General features: G+C 53.2%; 16 protein-coding genes, 1 other RNA gene and 1 pseudogene. 10 read left to right on the top strand and 8 right to left on the bottom strand.

What is annotated here, in order from left to right; all coding sequences use genetic code 11:
- Positions 1–2: 2 nt before the first annotated feature.
- Positions 3–2,093, bottom strand: a complete 2,091-nt coding sequence (nrdD, locus tag VB016_05040) for an anaerobic ribonucleoside-triphosphate reductase (GenBank protein ID MEA4977896.1) — start codon at positions 2,091–2,093, stop codon at positions 3–5.
- A gap of 294 nt (positions 2,094–2,387) precedes the next feature.
- On the opposite strand from nrdD, the gene VB016_05045 reads away from it, so the two are divergent.
- Together VB016_05045 and VB016_05050 are read left to right on the top strand one after the other, a co-directional pair.
- Positions 2,388–2,951: a hypothetical protein gene (locus tag VB016_05045; protein MEA4977897.1), complete on the top strand. Its 564-nt coding sequence runs from the start codon at positions 2,388–2,390 to the stop codon at positions 2,949–2,951.
- A 40-nt stretch (positions 2,952–2,991) separates the two neighbouring features.
- The gene (locus tag VB016_05050) at positions 2,992–3,972 is read left to right on the top strand and encodes a methanogenesis marker 2 protein (GenBank protein MEA4977898.1); all 981 of its coding nucleotides are present in this window, start codon (positions 2,992–2,994) and stop codon (positions 3,970–3,972) included.
- A 9-nt stretch (positions 3,973–3,981) separates the two neighbouring features.
- Here VB016_05050 and ffs read toward each other — a convergent pair.
- Positions 3,982–4,288, bottom strand: an RNA gene (ffs, locus tag VB016_05055) — signal recognition particle sRNA.
- A gap of 53 nt (positions 4,289–4,341) precedes the next feature.
- Positions 4,342–4,707, bottom strand: coding sequence for a nucleotide pyrophosphohydrolase (locus VB016_05060; GenBank protein MEA4977899.1), 366 nt, complete (start codon positions 4,705–4,707; stop codon positions 4,342–4,344).
- Positions 4,708–4,830: 123 nt separating this feature from the next.
- Here VB016_05060 and VB016_05065 point away from each other — a divergent pair, with 123 nt between their 5' ends.
- A complete protein-coding gene (locus VB016_05065) occupies positions 4,831–4,965 on the top strand; it encodes a heme exporter protein CcmD (GenBank protein MEA4977900.1) in 135 nt (44 codons plus the stop codon).
- Positions 4,958–6,598 carry a sodium:solute symporter family protein gene (locus VB016_05070; protein MEA4977901.1) on the top strand — a complete coding sequence of 547 codons (1,641 nt, stop codon included), beginning with the start codon at positions 4,958–4,960 and terminating at the stop codon, positions 6,596–6,598. The genes VB016_05065 and VB016_05070 overlap by 8 nt, the downstream gene beginning before the upstream one ends.
- Here the strand turns inward: VB016_05070 and VB016_05075 are convergent.
- Positions 6,587–7,537, bottom strand: coding sequence for an aldo/keto reductase (locus VB016_05075; GenBank protein ID MEA4977902.1), 951 nt, complete (start codon positions 7,535–7,537; stop codon positions 6,587–6,589). The genes VB016_05070 and VB016_05075 overlap by 12 nt on opposite strands.
- 93 nt (positions 7,538–7,630) lie before the next feature.
- On the opposite strand from VB016_05075, the gene VB016_05080 reads away from it, so the two are divergent.
- The 4 genes and pseudogenes from VB016_05080 (at position 7,631) to twy1 (ending at position 11,318) form a co-directional block, all read left to right on the top strand.
- Complete coding sequence (locus tag VB016_05080) at positions 7,631–8,422, top strand: ATP-binding cassette domain-containing protein (protein ID MEA4977903.1); 792 nt, start codon at positions 7,631–7,633, stop codon at positions 8,420–8,422.
- The gene (locus VB016_05085) at positions 8,419–8,919 is read left to right on the top strand and encodes a zinc ribbon domain-containing protein (GenBank protein ID MEA4977904.1); all 501 of its coding nucleotides are present in this window, start codon (positions 8,419–8,421) and stop codon (positions 8,917–8,919) included. The genes VB016_05080 and VB016_05085 overlap by 4 nt, the downstream gene beginning before the upstream one ends.
- A gap of 22 nt (positions 8,920–8,941) precedes the next feature.
- Positions 8,942–10,357 (top strand): annotated as a pseudogene (locus VB016_05090) (replication factor C large subunit).
- Between the two features lie 7 nt (positions 10,358–10,364).
- Positions 10,365–11,318 carry a 4-demethylwyosine synthase TYW1 gene (twy1, locus tag VB016_05095; protein ID MEA4977905.1) on the top strand — a complete coding sequence of 318 codons (954 nt, stop codon included), beginning with the start codon at positions 10,365–10,367 and terminating at the stop codon, positions 11,316–11,318.
- 266 nt (positions 11,319–11,584) lie between these two features.
- On the opposite strand, the gene VB016_05100 is transcribed toward twy1, so the two are convergent.
- Together VB016_05100 and VB016_05105 are read right to left on the bottom strand one after the other, a co-directional pair.
- Positions 11,585–11,995 carry a flavodoxin domain-containing protein gene (locus VB016_05100; protein MEA4977906.1) on the bottom strand — a complete coding sequence of 137 codons (411 nt, stop codon included), beginning with the start codon at positions 11,993–11,995 and terminating at the stop codon, positions 11,585–11,587.
- A gap of 9 nt (positions 11,996–12,004) precedes the next feature.
- Complete coding sequence (locus tag VB016_05105) at positions 12,005–12,553, bottom strand: flavodoxin family protein (protein MEA4977907.1); 549 nt, start codon at positions 12,551–12,553, stop codon at positions 12,005–12,007.
- Between the two features lie 81 nt (positions 12,554–12,634).
- Here VB016_05105 and VB016_05110 point away from each other — a divergent pair, with 81 nt between their 5' ends.
- Positions 12,635–12,970 (top strand): helix-turn-helix domain-containing protein, encoded by a 336-nt coding sequence (locus VB016_05110; GenBank protein MEA4977908.1) that lies wholly within the window; start codon positions 12,635–12,637, stop codon positions 12,968–12,970.
- Between the two features lie 67 nt (positions 12,971–13,037).
- Positions 13,038–13,973 (top strand): hypothetical protein, encoded by a 936-nt coding sequence (locus VB016_05115; GenBank protein ID MEA4977909.1) that lies wholly within the window; start codon positions 13,038–13,040, stop codon positions 13,971–13,973.
- On the opposite strand, the gene sfsA is transcribed toward VB016_05115, so the two are convergent.
- Together sfsA and VB016_05125 are read right to left on the bottom strand one after the other, a co-directional pair.
- Positions 13,963–14,661 (bottom strand): DNA/RNA nuclease SfsA, encoded by a 699-nt coding sequence (gene sfsA, locus VB016_05120; protein MEA4977910.1) that lies wholly within the window; start codon positions 14,659–14,661, stop codon positions 13,963–13,965. The two genes, VB016_05115 and sfsA, sit on opposite strands and share 11 nt — an antisense overlap.
- Positions 14,658–15,227 carry a nitroreductase family protein gene (locus VB016_05125; GenBank protein ID MEA4977911.1) on the bottom strand — a complete coding sequence of 190 codons (570 nt, stop codon included), beginning with the start codon at positions 15,225–15,227 and terminating at the stop codon, positions 14,658–14,660. Before VB016_05125 ends, sfsA begins: the two co-directional genes overlap by 4 nt.
- Between the last annotated feature and the right edge of the window lie 58 nt (positions 15,228–15,285).

The following is a 15,285-nucleotide window of genomic DNA, read 5'->3' on the forward strand; positions in this document are numbered from 1 at the left end:
TTTTAGAGACACTGGCCCTTGCGGCGGTCCACGAGTTCGCCCTTCTTGCCTTTGTTCCATCCGGAGACCTTGGAGAAGAAGCCTGTGACGCGCGTTATCCCTTCGATGCGGGCCGACCCGCAGCAGGGGCACTTCTCCGAGAGTCCGCGCGACGTCTTGCCGCAATCCAGGCAGGAGGTGAACTCGGGGCTGAATGCGATCTGCCCGTTCTGTGTCTTTTCGAACGTGTTCTTCACGAAAGATGCGACACTTTCCGCCGACGGCTTCGATTCGCCCAGCCAGATATGGGTGAGCGCTCCGGCGTCTATGATGGGATGGAACATCCCTTCTATCTTCACACGCTCGATGGGACCGACGTCCGCTCCGACGTTCAGATATGTGGAATTGGTATAGTAGACCTCTCCGGTGTTGCGGTTTCCCTTTACCACGGAACCGGCTTCTTTCGGGAAATCCTTCAGGTCCAGCTTTGCGAACCTGTACGCGGTCGACTCGGCGGGGGTCTGCTCGAGGGACAGTTTCAGCCCGCTCTCCTTGGACATCCTCTCGGCCTCTTTCCTCATGTAAGATATTACCTTAAGTCCGAATTTGACCGAATCCTTGGACTCATGCATCTCCTGTCCGGTATGGAACTGGACCATCTCGTTTAGACCGAGGATGCCGATAAGATAGGAAGACTTCTCTATCCTGTAATACGGATCGCCGTCAAGGTTCATGGTCAGCAGCCCCAGGGGGCCGCTGTTGCCCAATGCGAGCAGCTCCTCTATGAATGCCTTCTTTTGCTTATGGGCCTTCACCACGAGCCCGAGAGCGTCGTTTATGCCCTTGTAAAGCTCGTTATCATCGCCTCTCGCCATATATGCGATGCGGGGGAGGTTCAGCGTGGCGTTCTGCATGGCGGAGAAGCGCATCTTCCATGGGGTCTTAGCATCCTCTATGTCCTGCTCGTCGAGATTGAATGAGAGCCTGCAACATTCCGAGACGCGTGCGGTGTCTCCGCGGTCGAACACGAAATACGTGTTGCCCATCTCTGAAGCGAGACGGCAGATCTTCAGCATGAATTCCTCGTTTCCGGGCGTCTGGAAGAAACGGTCTGTGATATGGACCTCGGGTTTGGGGAAGAAGAACGGCCTCCCGTTCGCATCTCCCTCGAGATAGACGTCCATAAGCGCCATCGCGAACCTCTGGGATTCGGCCTCGTAGTCCTCGTAGTTCTTCCCGGTGTATTCGCCTCCGGGACCTATCGCCGGGACGCCGATGAAATGCTTGGGCGTCTCCCAGTAGATGTTTAGGTCGCTGAATATGGACTGGCCGCCTCTGGCGACGGCCTGCTGCGCATATTCGTATACGAGTATCTGCGCGAGCTGGTGCATCCTCTTGTCGTCCAGGTTCACGAGGAAGGGGGACAGGAACACGTTGAATGCGTCCCATCCTATCGCTCCGGCATAGTGGCCCTGCAACGCGGCGGAGAATTTGATGATCTGCTCTATGAGCACCTCCGGATGTTTTGCGGGCTTCGCGATAGACATCGCATTGGGAAGGTTCAGTCCGAACTTCTTTACATACTCTATAGATTGGCCGCTGCAGTACGGACGGTCGACCATACCGAGGTCGTGCAAATGAATGAGCCCGGACATATGGGCGTCTGCAACATCGGGAGAAAACACTTCAAGGAGTGCGAACTCTTTTTTTATGTTCTCCGCCAGCGTAAGGTTGGTCGCTTCCGGGCCATGGGGCACGTTGGCGTTCTCTCTGTTGGGAGACATGATGATCTCCCTCGCATCATATATCGGCACACCCAGGCGAGTATGTTGCTTCCTGATGTCCTCGAGGCCGTGTTCCATGAGCTTGGCGTTGGTGAGCTCTCTGATCAGAGGTGCGGTGATATAGCGGATGCCGATCTGCTTGACCATACGGTCGACGTCGTTCGCTATGAGCATGGCATTGAGTTCGGTAATGTCCGTCTCTTTGAGGAGAGCGTCATAAATCCTTTTTTTGTCCCACTTTTTAAGATTATCGTCAGAAGACCTGACGAAGAGGCCTATATCCGTGGACTCGGATCCGCCCTTAATGATATTGTCTGATTCCGTGTACATCTTTCCTATCCCCTCTCTTTCGGCTGACCATACGGCTTGGTCTTGGTCGATATAAAGTATTTTTTGAACTATAACTGGTAAAAGATTGACGACTGTTTATTACCATATTTGTTACCAATATTGTTATCATTTAAATGGCCAGATGTTTAGAATATGTATTAATGATACATATTGCATCAATGTGGACATCTGAATAAAACCGTGCCCGAGATGGCACGCGCATTCTTCAAAAAAGCCGAGAGGAGATCATCTCCCAACAGTAAGTTTAAGTTACCAGATTTGTTACCAATCTTTATGTTCAATCCTGAGAAAGACTTCTTCAGAATACTGCTGGGATGTCTCGGGAAAGATGGCAAATCGATAAGTGCCTTGTCCAAGGACCTGGAGGCGCTGGGTTTCAAGCACCATCGACTCATTCTCACAGGTTACCTCAGGGCCCTTGCCGACATGAACGTTGTAAGAGAACGGTCCGTGCCTCCATCGAAGATCTATCAGATCATAAAAACGCCGTCCAACAACATATATGAGTCGGTCGGGCGGTCATGCAAGAAGAAATATCCCGGAAACGACGACATCATAGTGTACATGCTGTGCCAACTGCTCAAACGTCCCGTCTTCGAATCGGAACTGCGTCTGGCCGGGGCAACGAACCATAACGGCCGCCTCGCCCAGCAACAAGAAATTACAGAATGCAGAAAACTGCTGAAACGGTCAGGAAATATCGTTCCCACGCAAGATGCATTCTATCCCCGCTCCGACTACCCCAACGAGATGTCGGAGATACTTTCGGACATATTGGTCGACTCGACGGACTCTTCGCACCTGGTGCTTGTGACCAAACAGATGCGCCTCATATGAGAACAATATCCTTTTATCAACGATGGTTCATCATCGACCCATGTCGCTGGATGAACTTGTGGGTGCAATACGCACCTTTCCGGGCGTAACCAGGAAACGTCCGATCCACGAAATAGTAGATCTTCTGCCCCTGAAAGAATTCCCTGAGGTTTTCGCCGCCGAGGGCGAGGACGCGGCTGCGATAGATTACGGGGACGACTATCTCCTGTTTGCCGCCGACGGCATAATGAGTACGCTCGTCAGGTCCGATCCGTTCTACGCCGGATATTTTGCTGTACTCGTTAACGTCAACGATATAGCGGCCATGGGCGGAAAGTCGATCGCGATGGTCGATGTAATATCCATGAAGAGCTCGAAGGTCTGCAATCAGATACTCCGCGGCATGGAGGCGGGCATCAAGAAGTTCAATGTCCCCATCGTCGGGGGGCATACCCATCCCGACAGCGATTTCGATTCCATCGAGATCTCCATAGTCGGCTCGGTACCCAAAGACGATATAATCTTAAGCTCCACCGCCGCGGCGGGTGACGATATCGTGTTCGTCATCGACCTCGACGGATCCTATCCTAAGAACCTCCCCTATGCATGGGACACCACGACCCTGAAGTCAGATGCGGAGGTCCAAAAACAGATGGCCGTCCTTCCGAAGCTTGCGGCCGAGCACCTCGTGAACGCAGGCAAGGACATGAGCAACCCCGGGAGCATAGGGACATTGGGAATGATGCTCGAGGTCTCGTCTATCGGAGGGACCGTAGATGTTTCTAAAATCCCGATACCGGACAAGGTCGACCTCGTACAATGGTGTCTTTCTTACCAGGGATTCGGTTTTGTGTTCTCGTGCCCGCCTAAGAATTCCGCGAGGGTCATCGAACTCTTCGAATCCGTGGGGGTCGCCGGCGCCGTAGTCGGCAGCGTAGACAGCTCCAGGGAGCTGAAGCTCACAATGGGCGGAGAGACCAGGGTGCTTTTCGACTTCTCCAAAGATATAATAACTGGGTGCCACCCGAAAGACGGAAAATAAAAGAACAAGTGTTTGGCCACATAGGTTGACCCCGCATCCCGAATCAAGAGCCCCGCACCGTTCCTCGGCCCTGCAATCCCGCAAACGTCAGTAGCTCAGGGTAAGGCTGCTCCCGTCAGGACCTGACCCGGTTCCCCCGATTAGTGCGCTTCCGCGACCCTCCGGCCGCTTCGGACGCATGCTCCGACTCTGCAGGACAAGACCTCATTGTCCCAATACGGGCTTGAATGTTCAACGGGGCCGTCCCATGCTGTCACCCCAGCATATCGACGATTTCAGGTATAGGGCACGCCGAACTCCCCGGTCAAGCCAAACAGTCCACTAACGAGCGACCAGATATTTAACCGCTTGTCACATCTGAAGTATATTTCATTGCTCGTTGTATTTTTTATTCGAGCCTTTGAATTTATCTGCAGGATATTTGTTACCATTCTTGTAGATCTTATCTACCAATGCCGATGCCAGGTCGATGTTGTTCATCTGTGCGAACCTCAGTACGAAATAGAGCACGTCCGCCAGTTCATCGCGGACGGCGTCCCTGCTCTCCATATTCTCGAAGATCTCTTTGCACTCGGACGCGTCTTTGAACCTGAAAATGTCAAGAAGTTCCGAGGCTTCGGTAGATATGCCGATCGCAAGGTCCTTGGGGTTGTGGAATTTATCCCAGTCTCTGTCCTCGCAGAATAAACGTACGATCGTTTTCAGTTCGTCCACCGTCGCTGTGAAGTCCCGCATGACAGCCCATATGCGGTGACGTGTTTACATTTATTCCCTGTATCCAGACGGCATTTTGAATATATCTTATCAATAATGTTAAATACCGTGCTATGTGTTAGCACGTAACTCGGAGATAATTAAATGTTCGGAATAACCGACCCATACATCTGGGGAGCCTATGCGGCATGCTTCCTGACAACAGCATTCTGCATAATTTTTGGCCTCATCAAAGGAAAAGCGGGGACCGGAGAAGAGGAGGATGACGCCGATGACTGATGGCGTAAATCTTGTCATCTTCGGTGCCATGGCCTTGGTTTTTGCGATCGCCACCGCGATCTTGGGCTATTACGGATATAAAAACACCCGCAACAGCGAGCAGTTCATGCTCGGGCGGAACAAGACGAGCCCCGTGATAATCGCGCTGTCGTACGGCGCCACTTTCCTGAGCGCATCGGCGATAATAGGGTTCGGCGGACAGGCGGCCGTGCACGGGATGTCCATACTATGGCTGTGCTTCCTGAACCTGTTCATCGGTCTCGTGGTAGCTTTCGTCGTCTTCGGCCCGAGGACCCGCAAGCTGGGAACCAAGCTCGGGGCATCCACGTTCGCCGACCTGCTCGGCAAAATATACAAATCGAAAGGGATACGCGCATTCACCGCGATACTGATCATAGTTATGATGCCGATCTATTGCGCGGCGGTGCTGAAGGGCGCAGTCAACTCGCTTTCCGTCATCACAGGCCTCACGCAGTACTACGACGTAGTATTGGTGGTATTGGCCCTGGTGGTCGCACTGTATGTGGTGTATGGCGGGATAATCGCCGTGATGTACAACGATGCGTTGCAGGCGGCGATAATGTTCATCGGAATGGCCGTCATTCTGATCTTCACTTACGTTATGTTCGGCGGGGTCACGTCGGCCAACGGACAGCTTACGAACCTGTGGGATGCCGGCATAGTAGAACAGCTGGGCACACTGGAGGGCGCCAGAGGATGGACGAGCTTCTCGGAGTTCGGCAGCTCCGAATGGATGCTTGTGGTGACCACGTTCCTGATGGGCGTGGGCATAGGGTCCCTGACCCAACCGCAGCTGGTCGTCAGATTCATGTCCGCCAAGGACGATAAGACGCTTTACAAATCTTTGATAATCGGCAGCATTTTCATGCTTGTAGTCGTGGGGTCGGCATACACGGTCGGCCCTCTGAGCAACATCTACTTTGCCAACGAGTACGGGATGGGCTCTTTCGAGTACATAAAAAGTCTGGGGCTCGGGACGGACTTCATCATACCGCAGTTCCTCTCCGAAATATTCAGTAACACCACGTTCGGCGATGTGTTCATCTCGCTGTTCCTTCTCGCCCTGATAAGCGCGGCGATCTCCACCTTGAGCGCGCTGATGCACACCATAGGGGTGGCCGGGGGCTACGACATGTTCACCCTGGTAAGGAACCGCATAACGGGAGAGGACAGGGATTCGCAGTCCATCAGGGTGAACAGGATATTCACCATGATCATGCTGATCGTGGTGGTGGTATACTGTTACGCTATGCCTAAAGATATCATAGCCAAGGCGACTTCGGTGTTCATGGGGCTCACGGCCGCCGCGCTGCTTCCGGCGTTCGCGCATGCCTTGTATTCCAAGGCCCCGAACACCAAGGCGGCGATAGCGAGCATGGCGTCCGGAACCGTGACTTACATGATCTGGGCCCTGTTCGTCAATGCGGGAACGGCGAGCTTTTTACCCATATGCAAGATGCTCACCGGAAGCGCCGTGCTGTTCCCGGGCACATTTATGTCGGAGATAGACGCGATGATAATAGCGTTGCCGATATCCATCATTGCGATGCTCGTTGTGCTGCTGGCTAACAGAAAAACGGTCAGATCCGGAGCGGAGGCCTCAGACCTCTAATTCCCAGAAACCCTTTATATCCACCTTTATGGAATTGGCAGTGTCCTCCAGATGCTTCAGGTCGTCTTCGTCGAGGGAGAAGTCCAGGGCGGAGACGATTCCGCCTATGTGCGAGGAGCGGGTGACGCCCACGATGGGTATCGCACCGCGCCCTATGCTCCAAGCGATGGCGATCTGCGAATCTGATACGTTGTAGCTGTCGGCCAGCTTTTCCATCTCCGTCTTCAGGGGAGAGAGCGCATTCATGACCTGCAGATTGTAAATGCGTCCGCGATATGTGCCGGCGTCGAAAAGCGATGCACTGGAATATCTCCTGGTGAGCGCGCCCTGCTCCAGTACCATGTATGTGAAGAAAAGCGCGTTGTTGTTTCTGCACCAATCGATTATCCCTTCGTCCCTCTCCTCGTGGCTGATGATGCTGTAGTGATTCTGAACGTACGCAAGGGAATGACCGGCCTTTTCCAGTATCTCCTGGGCCTGGACGATCTCGTCGAGATTATGGTTCGATACCCCTACGTTCTTGACGATGCCTTCGTCAAGGAGAGGGATTAGCTCAGCGGTCCATTTTTTCACATCGGCAGGCGTCTGGATACCATAGAATTCGATGGCGTTCGTTCCGATCGCCTCCATGCTGTTCATGGCCGACCTGCGCATCGCTTTCTTGGTCTGGAAGCCTGATGGAACGAACTTTGTGGAGAATTTTACGGATTTGTTCGACCTGCTGGCGTAGCCCAGTGCGGTCTCGCCCGTGCCGAAAGCGGGAGAAGTATCGAACAGATTGATGCCTTGGACCACGGCCTGTCTGAATATGTAGCTCAGCTCGTTGGCGGAAATGCTGCTGCCGTACATCTGACCGCCGCCGTTGATGCCGCCGCCCCATGCCGCGGTGCCTATGCCCACAGGAGATATGTCCATCCCACGGAACCTTATGCTGTTCACGAAAACCCGTATATGTTTCTGAGTTATAACTGATATGCAATTTCTTTTCCGACGTCCGCCATGTTTAGATAAATTGAAGATATAGCAGGGAACATGGAGAAGGCAATGGAGCTGAGGAACGTCTCGGTGGTCAGGGACGGAAAGAGGATTCTGGATTCCGTCAGCCTCGATATCGGTGCCTCCGAGAACGTTGCCGTGATAGGTCCGAACGGTTCCGGGAAGACGACACTGATCAAACTTCTGAGGGGAGACATCTTCCCCTATTATGATGAGGACCGGCCGGCGGTCATGAAGATCTTCGGTGAAAAGACGTGGTCCATTTACGATGTCAGAAGCAGGATGGGCGTGGTTTCGATGGACCTGCAAAGCATGTTCAGCAACGATGCGGTCGTCGTGGACGTCATACTGTCGGGATACTTCAGCAGCCTTGACATATTCCGCAACCACGACATCACGGACCGGATGCGTTCGGGCGCGATACGCGCGGCCGAATACATGGGCGTGGGCCATCTTATCGACAGGGACCTGTCCAACCTTTCGCTGGGGGAGATGAGACGCATACTGATAGCACGCGCGCTGGTCACGGGCCCCGACATGCTTGTGCTCGACGAGCCTATGACGGGACTGGATATAGTCATGAAGTCGAGATTCAGAAAGATGTTCGATATCATGACCGAGACGGGAGTGAGCATAGTCATGATAACTCACGACCTTACCGACATCCCCGTCACTTTGGACCGGATAATAATGATAAAAGACGGGCGGGTGTTCGCCGACGGACCCAAAACGGAGCTGCTTACATCCGATACCGTGAGCGCGCTTTTCGATGAACCTATTAATGTACAATGCATTAAAGGGATATATTCAATGAGGATGGACGAGTGACCAGGTATATTTGTTCCGAATGCGGGAGCGAGATCCCGTATGTTTCGGATTTCTGTTATCAATGCGGCAGCCTGAAGAGCGATGCTTTCAAGATAGACGGCGGCAACATGGATCTGGGAGAGGTTCCCTGCCCCAACTGCGGAAAACCCATCGACGAAGGCGTAAAGTTCTGCAGGCACTGCGGCATCGAGACGGAATCGGTCCCCGTCCAGAAAGTGATGGGGAGGTCATATGGATTAATTCCTATGACTCTAAAGAAGAACGGCGCCTTGGCCATGGGCCTGGCGTTCCTTTTCGGGTTCCTCGGCATATACGGCCTTGGCCACCTGGCACTGAAAAAGTGGTCCAGAGGGGTCATGTTCCTGGCTATGTCGGCAGTGAATTGGTATATCTATATCGTGACCGGGGACTTCATCACGATGGTGATGCTGATATCGCTTTTCATTTTCTTCAGACAGTCTATGGAAGTGACGGCCCTGGCTTACGGGAGGGAATGATACGTCTGACGACTGGGCCGAGAAGTACCGCCCGAGGACGCTGAAAGACGTCCTGGGAAACCCCGGCGCAGTCGGAGATCTGAAAACCTGGGGCGAGTCGTGGAAGAACGGGGTTCCGGAAAAAAGGGCCGTCGTGCTGATAGGTTCGCCGGGCATCGGGAAGACCTCTGCCGCATTGGCACTCGCATCGGACATGGGCTGGGGGGTCGTGGAGATGAACGCCTCCGACCAGCGCACCGGGGACGCCATCGAGGACATCGCCCTCAGAGGAGCGATGTTCAACACGTTCACCGACAAAGGAGAATATCTTAGGACTACAGACGGCGGAAGGAAACTCATCATACTCGACGAGGCCGACAGCCTGTTCGGCCGCCAGGACAGGGGGGCGATGCCGGCCATCGTAAAACTGATAAACGAGACGCAACAGCCGGTGGTTCTGATCGTGAACGATTTCTACTCGCTGAGCAAAAAAAGTTCCTCGATAAAAACGAAGACGCTGCAGATAACATTCAAGAGGCCCACTTCCGTTTCGATATCCAAGACCCTGAGGAAGATCGCCGAAGGGGAAAACTTCAAGATGGACTCCACGGCGATAGAGACTATAGCAAACAATGCCCACGGCGACATGAGGGCGGCGGTCAGCGACCTGCAGTCGATCGCCGAGGGAAAGACGATAGTTACCAATGCGTCGGCAGAAATGTTATCGGAGAGGGACAACCGCACCTCGATGTACGATATGGTATACTCGGTTTTCAGAAAGAACGACCCGGCCGGGTCCAGAAGGGCGCTACTCGATTCGGATACCGACCCGGAAAACGCAATCATATGGGTTGACGAGAACATGCCCTACGAGTATGTCGACAAGGGGGACCTTGTCAGAGGATACGAGAAGCTCAGCCGCGCCGACATCTATCTCGGCAGGGTCCACAGACGCCAGTATTATGGTTTCTGGTCGTACGCCGGGGAAATGATGACCGCGGGAGTGGCGACGGCCAGACACTCGAACATCTATGCCAACGGAAGGATACGTTTTCCCCAATATCTCATGAAGATGTCCCGCAGCAAAGAGGTCCGCGGAACCAAAAAGAGCGTCTGCCTCAAACTCGCCGTTCACCTGCACACGTCCACCAAGCGCGTGGAGCTGGATATTTTACCCTACTTGAGGGAGATAGCGTCCGTGGACAAGGATTTCAGAACAATGTTGGTCAAAAACGTTGGCCTGGACTCGGAAGAGCTGGCCTTCCTGATAAGGAAGAAGATCGACTCGCCCGAAGTTACAGATGCCGTCGCCGCGGCGGCGCCGGAACCGTACAGGAAGGTAGACCCGAAGGCCCCGGTCCTGAAGGAGGACTATCCGGAGGTCGCCGAGCCTGTCAAAGAGGTCGCCGAAGAAAAACCCGCTCCGAAAGGGGCCCAGAAAAGCCTTTTCGACTTCTGAGGTGCACATGGACCCGAAATATAGATCCCTGCTCGAAAAACAGCAATACCGTCTCTGCGGGGACCACGCGGCCGTCAAGCTATGCCACTGGGCGAAAGAATCCATAACGGGAAGGAGACATTGTTACAAGCAGGATTTTTACGGGATCGTGAGCCACAGATGCCTTCAGATGACGCCTGCGATCAACGAATGCAGCCATCAGTGCTCGTTCTGTTGGCGTGTCCAGGGCAGGGATTACGAAGTAACGGAATGGATGGAGCCCAAGGACATGCTGGACCGTCTGATCGAACAGCAGCGTATGCTCATAACGGGATACAAAGGAGATCCCCGGGTCACTCCGGAGGCCTTCGAAGAGGCCAGCAATCCGGATCAGGTCGCCATCTCGCTGGCGGGGGAGCCTATCACATACCCGTACCTTTCGGATTTCTTCAAGGAATGCCACATGCGCGGAATGACTACTTTCCTAGTTACGAACGGCACATATCCCGAGAGGCTGGAAGCCCTTGACGAACTGCCGTGCCAGCTCTACGTGACAGTTGCCGCCCCCGACAAAAAGACCTACGTCGATGCCTGCAGGCCGAAGATAGACGACGGATGGGAAAAGATTGTGAAAACGCTGGAACTTCTGCCGTCATTGGATACTAGGACCGTCATCAGGCACACCCTGGTGGATGGGATCAATTTCTTCGATCCCGAAGGTTACGCAAAATTGGATAAAATTGCGGACCCCGACCTCATAGAGCCCAAGGGGTATGTTTTCGTCGGAGGATCTAGGCAACGCCTTTCGATGGCAAACATGCCGTCATTCGAAGGAATACTGAATTTCTCGACGGAATTAGGCGAACTCATCGGCATGGAAGTCCTTAAGGAGCGCCGCGACAGCAGGGTCGTGCTACTCGGAACGCCCGGTGTGGAAACGGACGTGAGGAAGGTCTGTGCCGGCAGGCTCAAAATACATTGACAAAAAGCGACCTTTTCAAAGTCTTGATATGAGATCGGAAAGGGGACCGTTCTTCGGCTTTGCCATGCGCCTGTATATTTCAGGCACAGGCTGGCCTTGCTACCACTATTATTCACGTAAAGGAACACTGCATTCCTCGGACCGGTCCGTGTTATTCCGGACCGAAGAAAAAGCGGACTTATTCGGTTTTCCGAAATACATGTCTGTGCATGTATGCCCTGCGGCGTATTGCGCAGTTTTTCTTCAGGCCTTGCATAGGGAACGCTTCATCCGACGATCTTAAGCTTCGATATGTAACTGTCCACTCCGGGCAACTGGCCTTTTCTGAGCTGTTTCCTGACACCCGAGAAGAATACAGCATCCCCGATTCCGAGCTCTTTTGAAACGGTCTCGCATTGGGCGGCGGCCTCATCGTCCCTGAATGCACAACATAAGAACAATCCGACATTCCGCCCATCGAGCTGTCCTTTGTTGTGCTGTATGAACGAGGCGACAAGTTTGTTCGGCTTCCCCGCATATATTCCGGTGCCGATTATAACACGGTCGAAACGCGAAAGATCGATGATGGACTGTTCCTTGAGGTCGAATATGTCGGCCCCGAGCTCTTCCGCGATGTAATGTGCGGTTTTCCCCGTGCTTCCCAGCTTTGAAGCGTAAATCACAACGGTCTCCGTCATCAGGTCACCTCAGAACTTCATTCCCAGGTCCTTGGCCTTCTTAAGAACCGCGTGGTCCTTGGACGCGGCGTCCTTGTCGCCCATGTCCTTGAATGTAACGGTCCCGATGGGAACTCCGCCGAAATATTTCTTGAGCACGTGGTTCATATGATCGGCCCGGATCTGGGCGTCGTCGCCGTCCGAACCGCACGTAACTACGGATACGACCTTTTTACCGGCAGGAATGTTGCTTCCGTTGGGTCCGATACCAGAATACAGACGGTCCTCGAACACACGGTACTGCGCACATGTCTGACCGAAGTACAGCGGCGACGTGAGAATGAGCCCATCGCATTTCCTGATGCTTTCGATCAATTCCGAGATCTCGTCCCTGATGATGCACCTGTCGTTCTTTTTGCAGTAGTTGCAGGCTTTGCACGGGTTGAGGGTCAGATCTTTTATGTGGACAAACCTGACTTTGTTCCCTTTCTCCTCAGCGCCCTCCGCAACAGCTCTGGCGATGGTCTCTGAGTTACATCCGGTCCTCGGGCTGCTAATGATTGCGATTATGTCAGACATTTTGTTTTTCCTCTCGGCCTCGTCCTGTCATCGGTACGTAGATAATGATTTAATATTCTTTTGATACTATAAACTCTCATCATGGACCCGCCAAGATATGACTGCGCTGCAGATGCCACAATGTCTGTCATCGAAGGCAGATGGAAGACCACGATCCTGTGCCTTCTGTCCAAACACGGGACCCTGCGTTTCTCCGAGATCAGGAAAATGATACCGCCGATATCCCCACGGATACTGACCAAACAATTACGAGAATTGGAGTCGGACGGTATAGTCGACCGGAACGTAACTGGGGACAGATTGTTCAAAGTTGAATATTCGCTGACCGACAGAGGCCGCTCCCTAGGCCCGGTTCTCGGATGCCTGGCGAAATGGGGCCTCGAAAACGTGTTCAAGGACGTTATATTGTTAGAGTGACCGTGTACTATCCTTATGTCGGCCGTGCCCGTTTTTAATAGACATACCTGCATGTAGCCAAGATAAGATGGGCTACAGAGTAGATATCATAAGCACCGAACGTGTGCGAGAGCTTAAGGAACGATATTCCGAACGAAAGTTCTTCACGTCGAAGGCGGACATATGCGGGGTCTGTTTCCAGCTTTACACCGAAAATCGAGGATACCTCGAGATGTGGACCGAGAATTTCTACGCGATGGGGGACCGTGTGCGGTCCCATGCCCGCGCATACGAGGTATCGGACCCCGACGAGGATGCCCATGTGGACTATGATCCGCTGTCATCCACGGTTTTTATTTTTAACTTCGATTACTACGGATGGGTGAAGAGCATCGCCCTGGGCGTCACGGGCAATCTGCTGGAGGACGTCCATAATATCTACTCGATACACGGGGCGGTCATCGACATCGACGGCTCGGGAGTGACACTTATCGCACCCTCGAAGACAGGTAAGACCACTCAGTCCTGGGGGCTCCTGAGGATGGAGAACGCTCGTTTGATATCGGACGACTGGTACTTTGTCGTCCTTGGGAACGGGAGGCCGACCGCCCTCGGTTCCGAGAAAAACTGCTACATCGATGCCGATATCGGCGATGTCTGGGAAGAGTACAGGCCGCTTGTCACGTGCACAGAGTTCGATAACAAAGGGCGGTGCGTCGCAAACATAAGATGGGTCCGCGGCGAATCGTCCGTTATCCCCTCCACTTCCGTACGGACCGTGATATTCCTTAAGCGCGACCGGTCGGACCCTGCCCTGGAGACGGAGCTTGACACGGAGATGGCGATAGAGTACATGCTTCGGAACGACCTGTGCAACCCCCATCAGCTGGTACGCACCGGGGACAAGATGAAACTGAGAACCGATTTCCTGCGGAAATATTTCGACAACTGCAGGATATTCTTGGTCAACACGACCACATCGCCCGAAGAGACCCAGGAAAGGATCAGGAGACTTATAGCGTAACTCCGTTCCTCAATTTTATGGGAATGCGATGTGCCAGATGTAAAGAATTTTCACTGACTTCGCATGTGTACGCCGTAACTTCCACACCTGCGGAGACGGCTTCTTCCAGTGCGATCCCGAACTCCTCGTGCATCTCGTAATTCGGAACGAAATAGTCCGCCTCCGACATCTGTACCACGAAAACCGATGACGCCGAATATCCCTCTGAAACACAATGTGCCAGACCTCTTAGATGCTTGACTCCTCTTTCTGTAGGCGCATCGGGGAAAAGGACCTTTCCGTTGTCTTCCAACGTCACGCCTTTTACCTCAGCGAAGATCTTCCTTCCATTATCCTCGATATAGAAGTCGAAACGCGAATCTCCGTGCCTTGCCTCCCTTTTCACCAGTGTCGGGCCGTTGTAGATCCTGCCGAGAGATATGGCCTCGGCATATACGGCGTTGGGCGCTTGTGAATCGATGTTGATGAGGACATCCCCCTTGTATGCCGAAATGAGGTCATAAGACGTCTTCCTTTTGGAATCGTCGGAATGTGCCAGTATTACCTTTGTTCCGGGTACCAATATCTCTCTGCAACGTCCCGTGTTCTTTACGTGGCATATCACTTCTTCACCGTCAAGTTCCACTTTGGCGATGAACCGGTTGGGCCGCTCGATGAAAGTTGCGCTGACCGTGTCGGGATATATCATCTGATCCAGCCCAGGACCTTGACCTCTTTCCTGGGCTTTACCGGAGTCTGGCCGGCCGGCCTTCCAAGCGTTATCGCAGCCAAATACATATGATCGTCAGGGACGCCCAGGTCCTTTCGGAATCCCGTGTCGCGTCCCAGTCCCTGGGCGAAGCCTATGAAACAGCTTCCTAGGCCCATGGAATGGGCTGCAAGCATTATGTTCTCGGCCGCGATCGATGCGTCTTCCACAGGCTCTACGGCATCGGGCGATGCGAAAATGAATATCTGTACCGGGGAGTTGAAGAATATATTGAAGTCCTCGCGGGATAGCTTATCGATAATGCCCTCGTTCGGACTGCACTTAAGCTTCTCGCCCTCTATCCTGAGGTTCTTGGCCCTATCGGAGTATTCCTTGGCACGTTCCCTGTTCTCGACAACCGCAAAAGCCAGGGCCTGCCTGTTCATTGCGTTGGGGCCACGGAATCCTGCCTTAAGAAGATCCATTATCGTTTCTTCGGGTACTTTCTCTTCTGTGTATTCACGTACGGATACGCGGGTGTTGATATTCTCCAGGACCGGATTCATAACACCGTATTGCCGACGGACGTAAAAACTGATTGCGATCTTTAATGGACAAACGTAA

The sequence above is a fragment of the Methanomassiliicoccaceae archaeon genome, from assembly GCA_034928305.1.
Lineage (GTDB): Archaea > Thermoplasmatota > Thermoplasmata > Methanomassiliicoccales > Methanomethylophilaceae > VadinCA11.

What these genes read in the sequence shown, in the direction of transcription:
- nrdD (MEA4977896.1), bottom strand. Translation starts at nt 2,093, where the DNA reads ATGTACACGGAATCAGACAATATCATTAAGGGCGGATCCGAGTCCACG.
- VB016_05045 (MEA4977897.1), top strand. Translation starts at nt 2,388, where the DNA reads ATGTTCAATCCTGAGAAAGACTTCTTCAGAATACTGCTGGGATGTCTC.
- VB016_05050 (MEA4977898.1), top strand. Translation starts at nt 2,992, where the DNA reads ATGTCGCTGGATGAACTTGTGGGTGCAATACGCACCTTTCCGGGCGTA.
- VB016_05060 (MEA4977899.1), bottom strand. Translation starts at nt 4,707, where the DNA reads ATGCGGGACTTCACAGCGACGGTGGACGAACTGAAAACGATCGTACGT.
- VB016_05065 (MEA4977900.1), top strand. Translation starts at nt 4,831, where the DNA reads ATGTTCGGAATAACCGACCCATACATCTGGGGAGCCTATGCGGCATGC.
- VB016_05070 (MEA4977901.1), top strand. Translation starts at nt 4,958, where the DNA reads ATGACTGATGGCGTAAATCTTGTCATCTTCGGTGCCATGGCCTTGGTT.
- VB016_05080 (MEA4977903.1), top strand. Translation starts at nt 7,631, where the DNA reads ATGGAGAAGGCAATGGAGCTGAGGAACGTCTCGGTGGTCAGGGACGGA.
- twy1 (MEA4977905.1), top strand. Translation starts at nt 10,365, where the DNA reads ATGGACCCGAAATATAGATCCCTGCTCGAAAAACAGCAATACCGTCTC.
- VB016_05100 (MEA4977906.1), bottom strand. Translation starts at nt 11,995, where the DNA reads ATGACGGAGACCGTTGTGATTTACGCTTCAAAGCTGGGAAGCACGGGG.
- VB016_05105 (MEA4977907.1), bottom strand. Translation starts at nt 12,553, where the DNA reads ATGTCTGACATAATCGCAATCATTAGCAGCCCGAGGACCGGATGTAAC.
- VB016_05110 (MEA4977908.1), top strand. Translation starts at nt 12,635, where the DNA reads ATGGACCCGCCAAGATATGACTGCGCTGCAGATGCCACAATGTCTGTC.
- VB016_05115 (MEA4977909.1), top strand. Translation starts at nt 13,038, where the DNA reads ATGGGCTACAGAGTAGATATCATAAGCACCGAACGTGTGCGAGAGCTT.
- sfsA (MEA4977910.1), bottom strand. Translation starts at nt 14,661, where the DNA reads ATGATATATCCCGACACGGTCAGCGCAACTTTCATCGAGCGGCCCAAC.
- VB016_05125 (MEA4977911.1), bottom strand. Translation starts at nt 15,227, where the DNA reads ATGAATCCGGTCCTGGAGAATATCAACACCCGCGTATCCGTACGTGAA.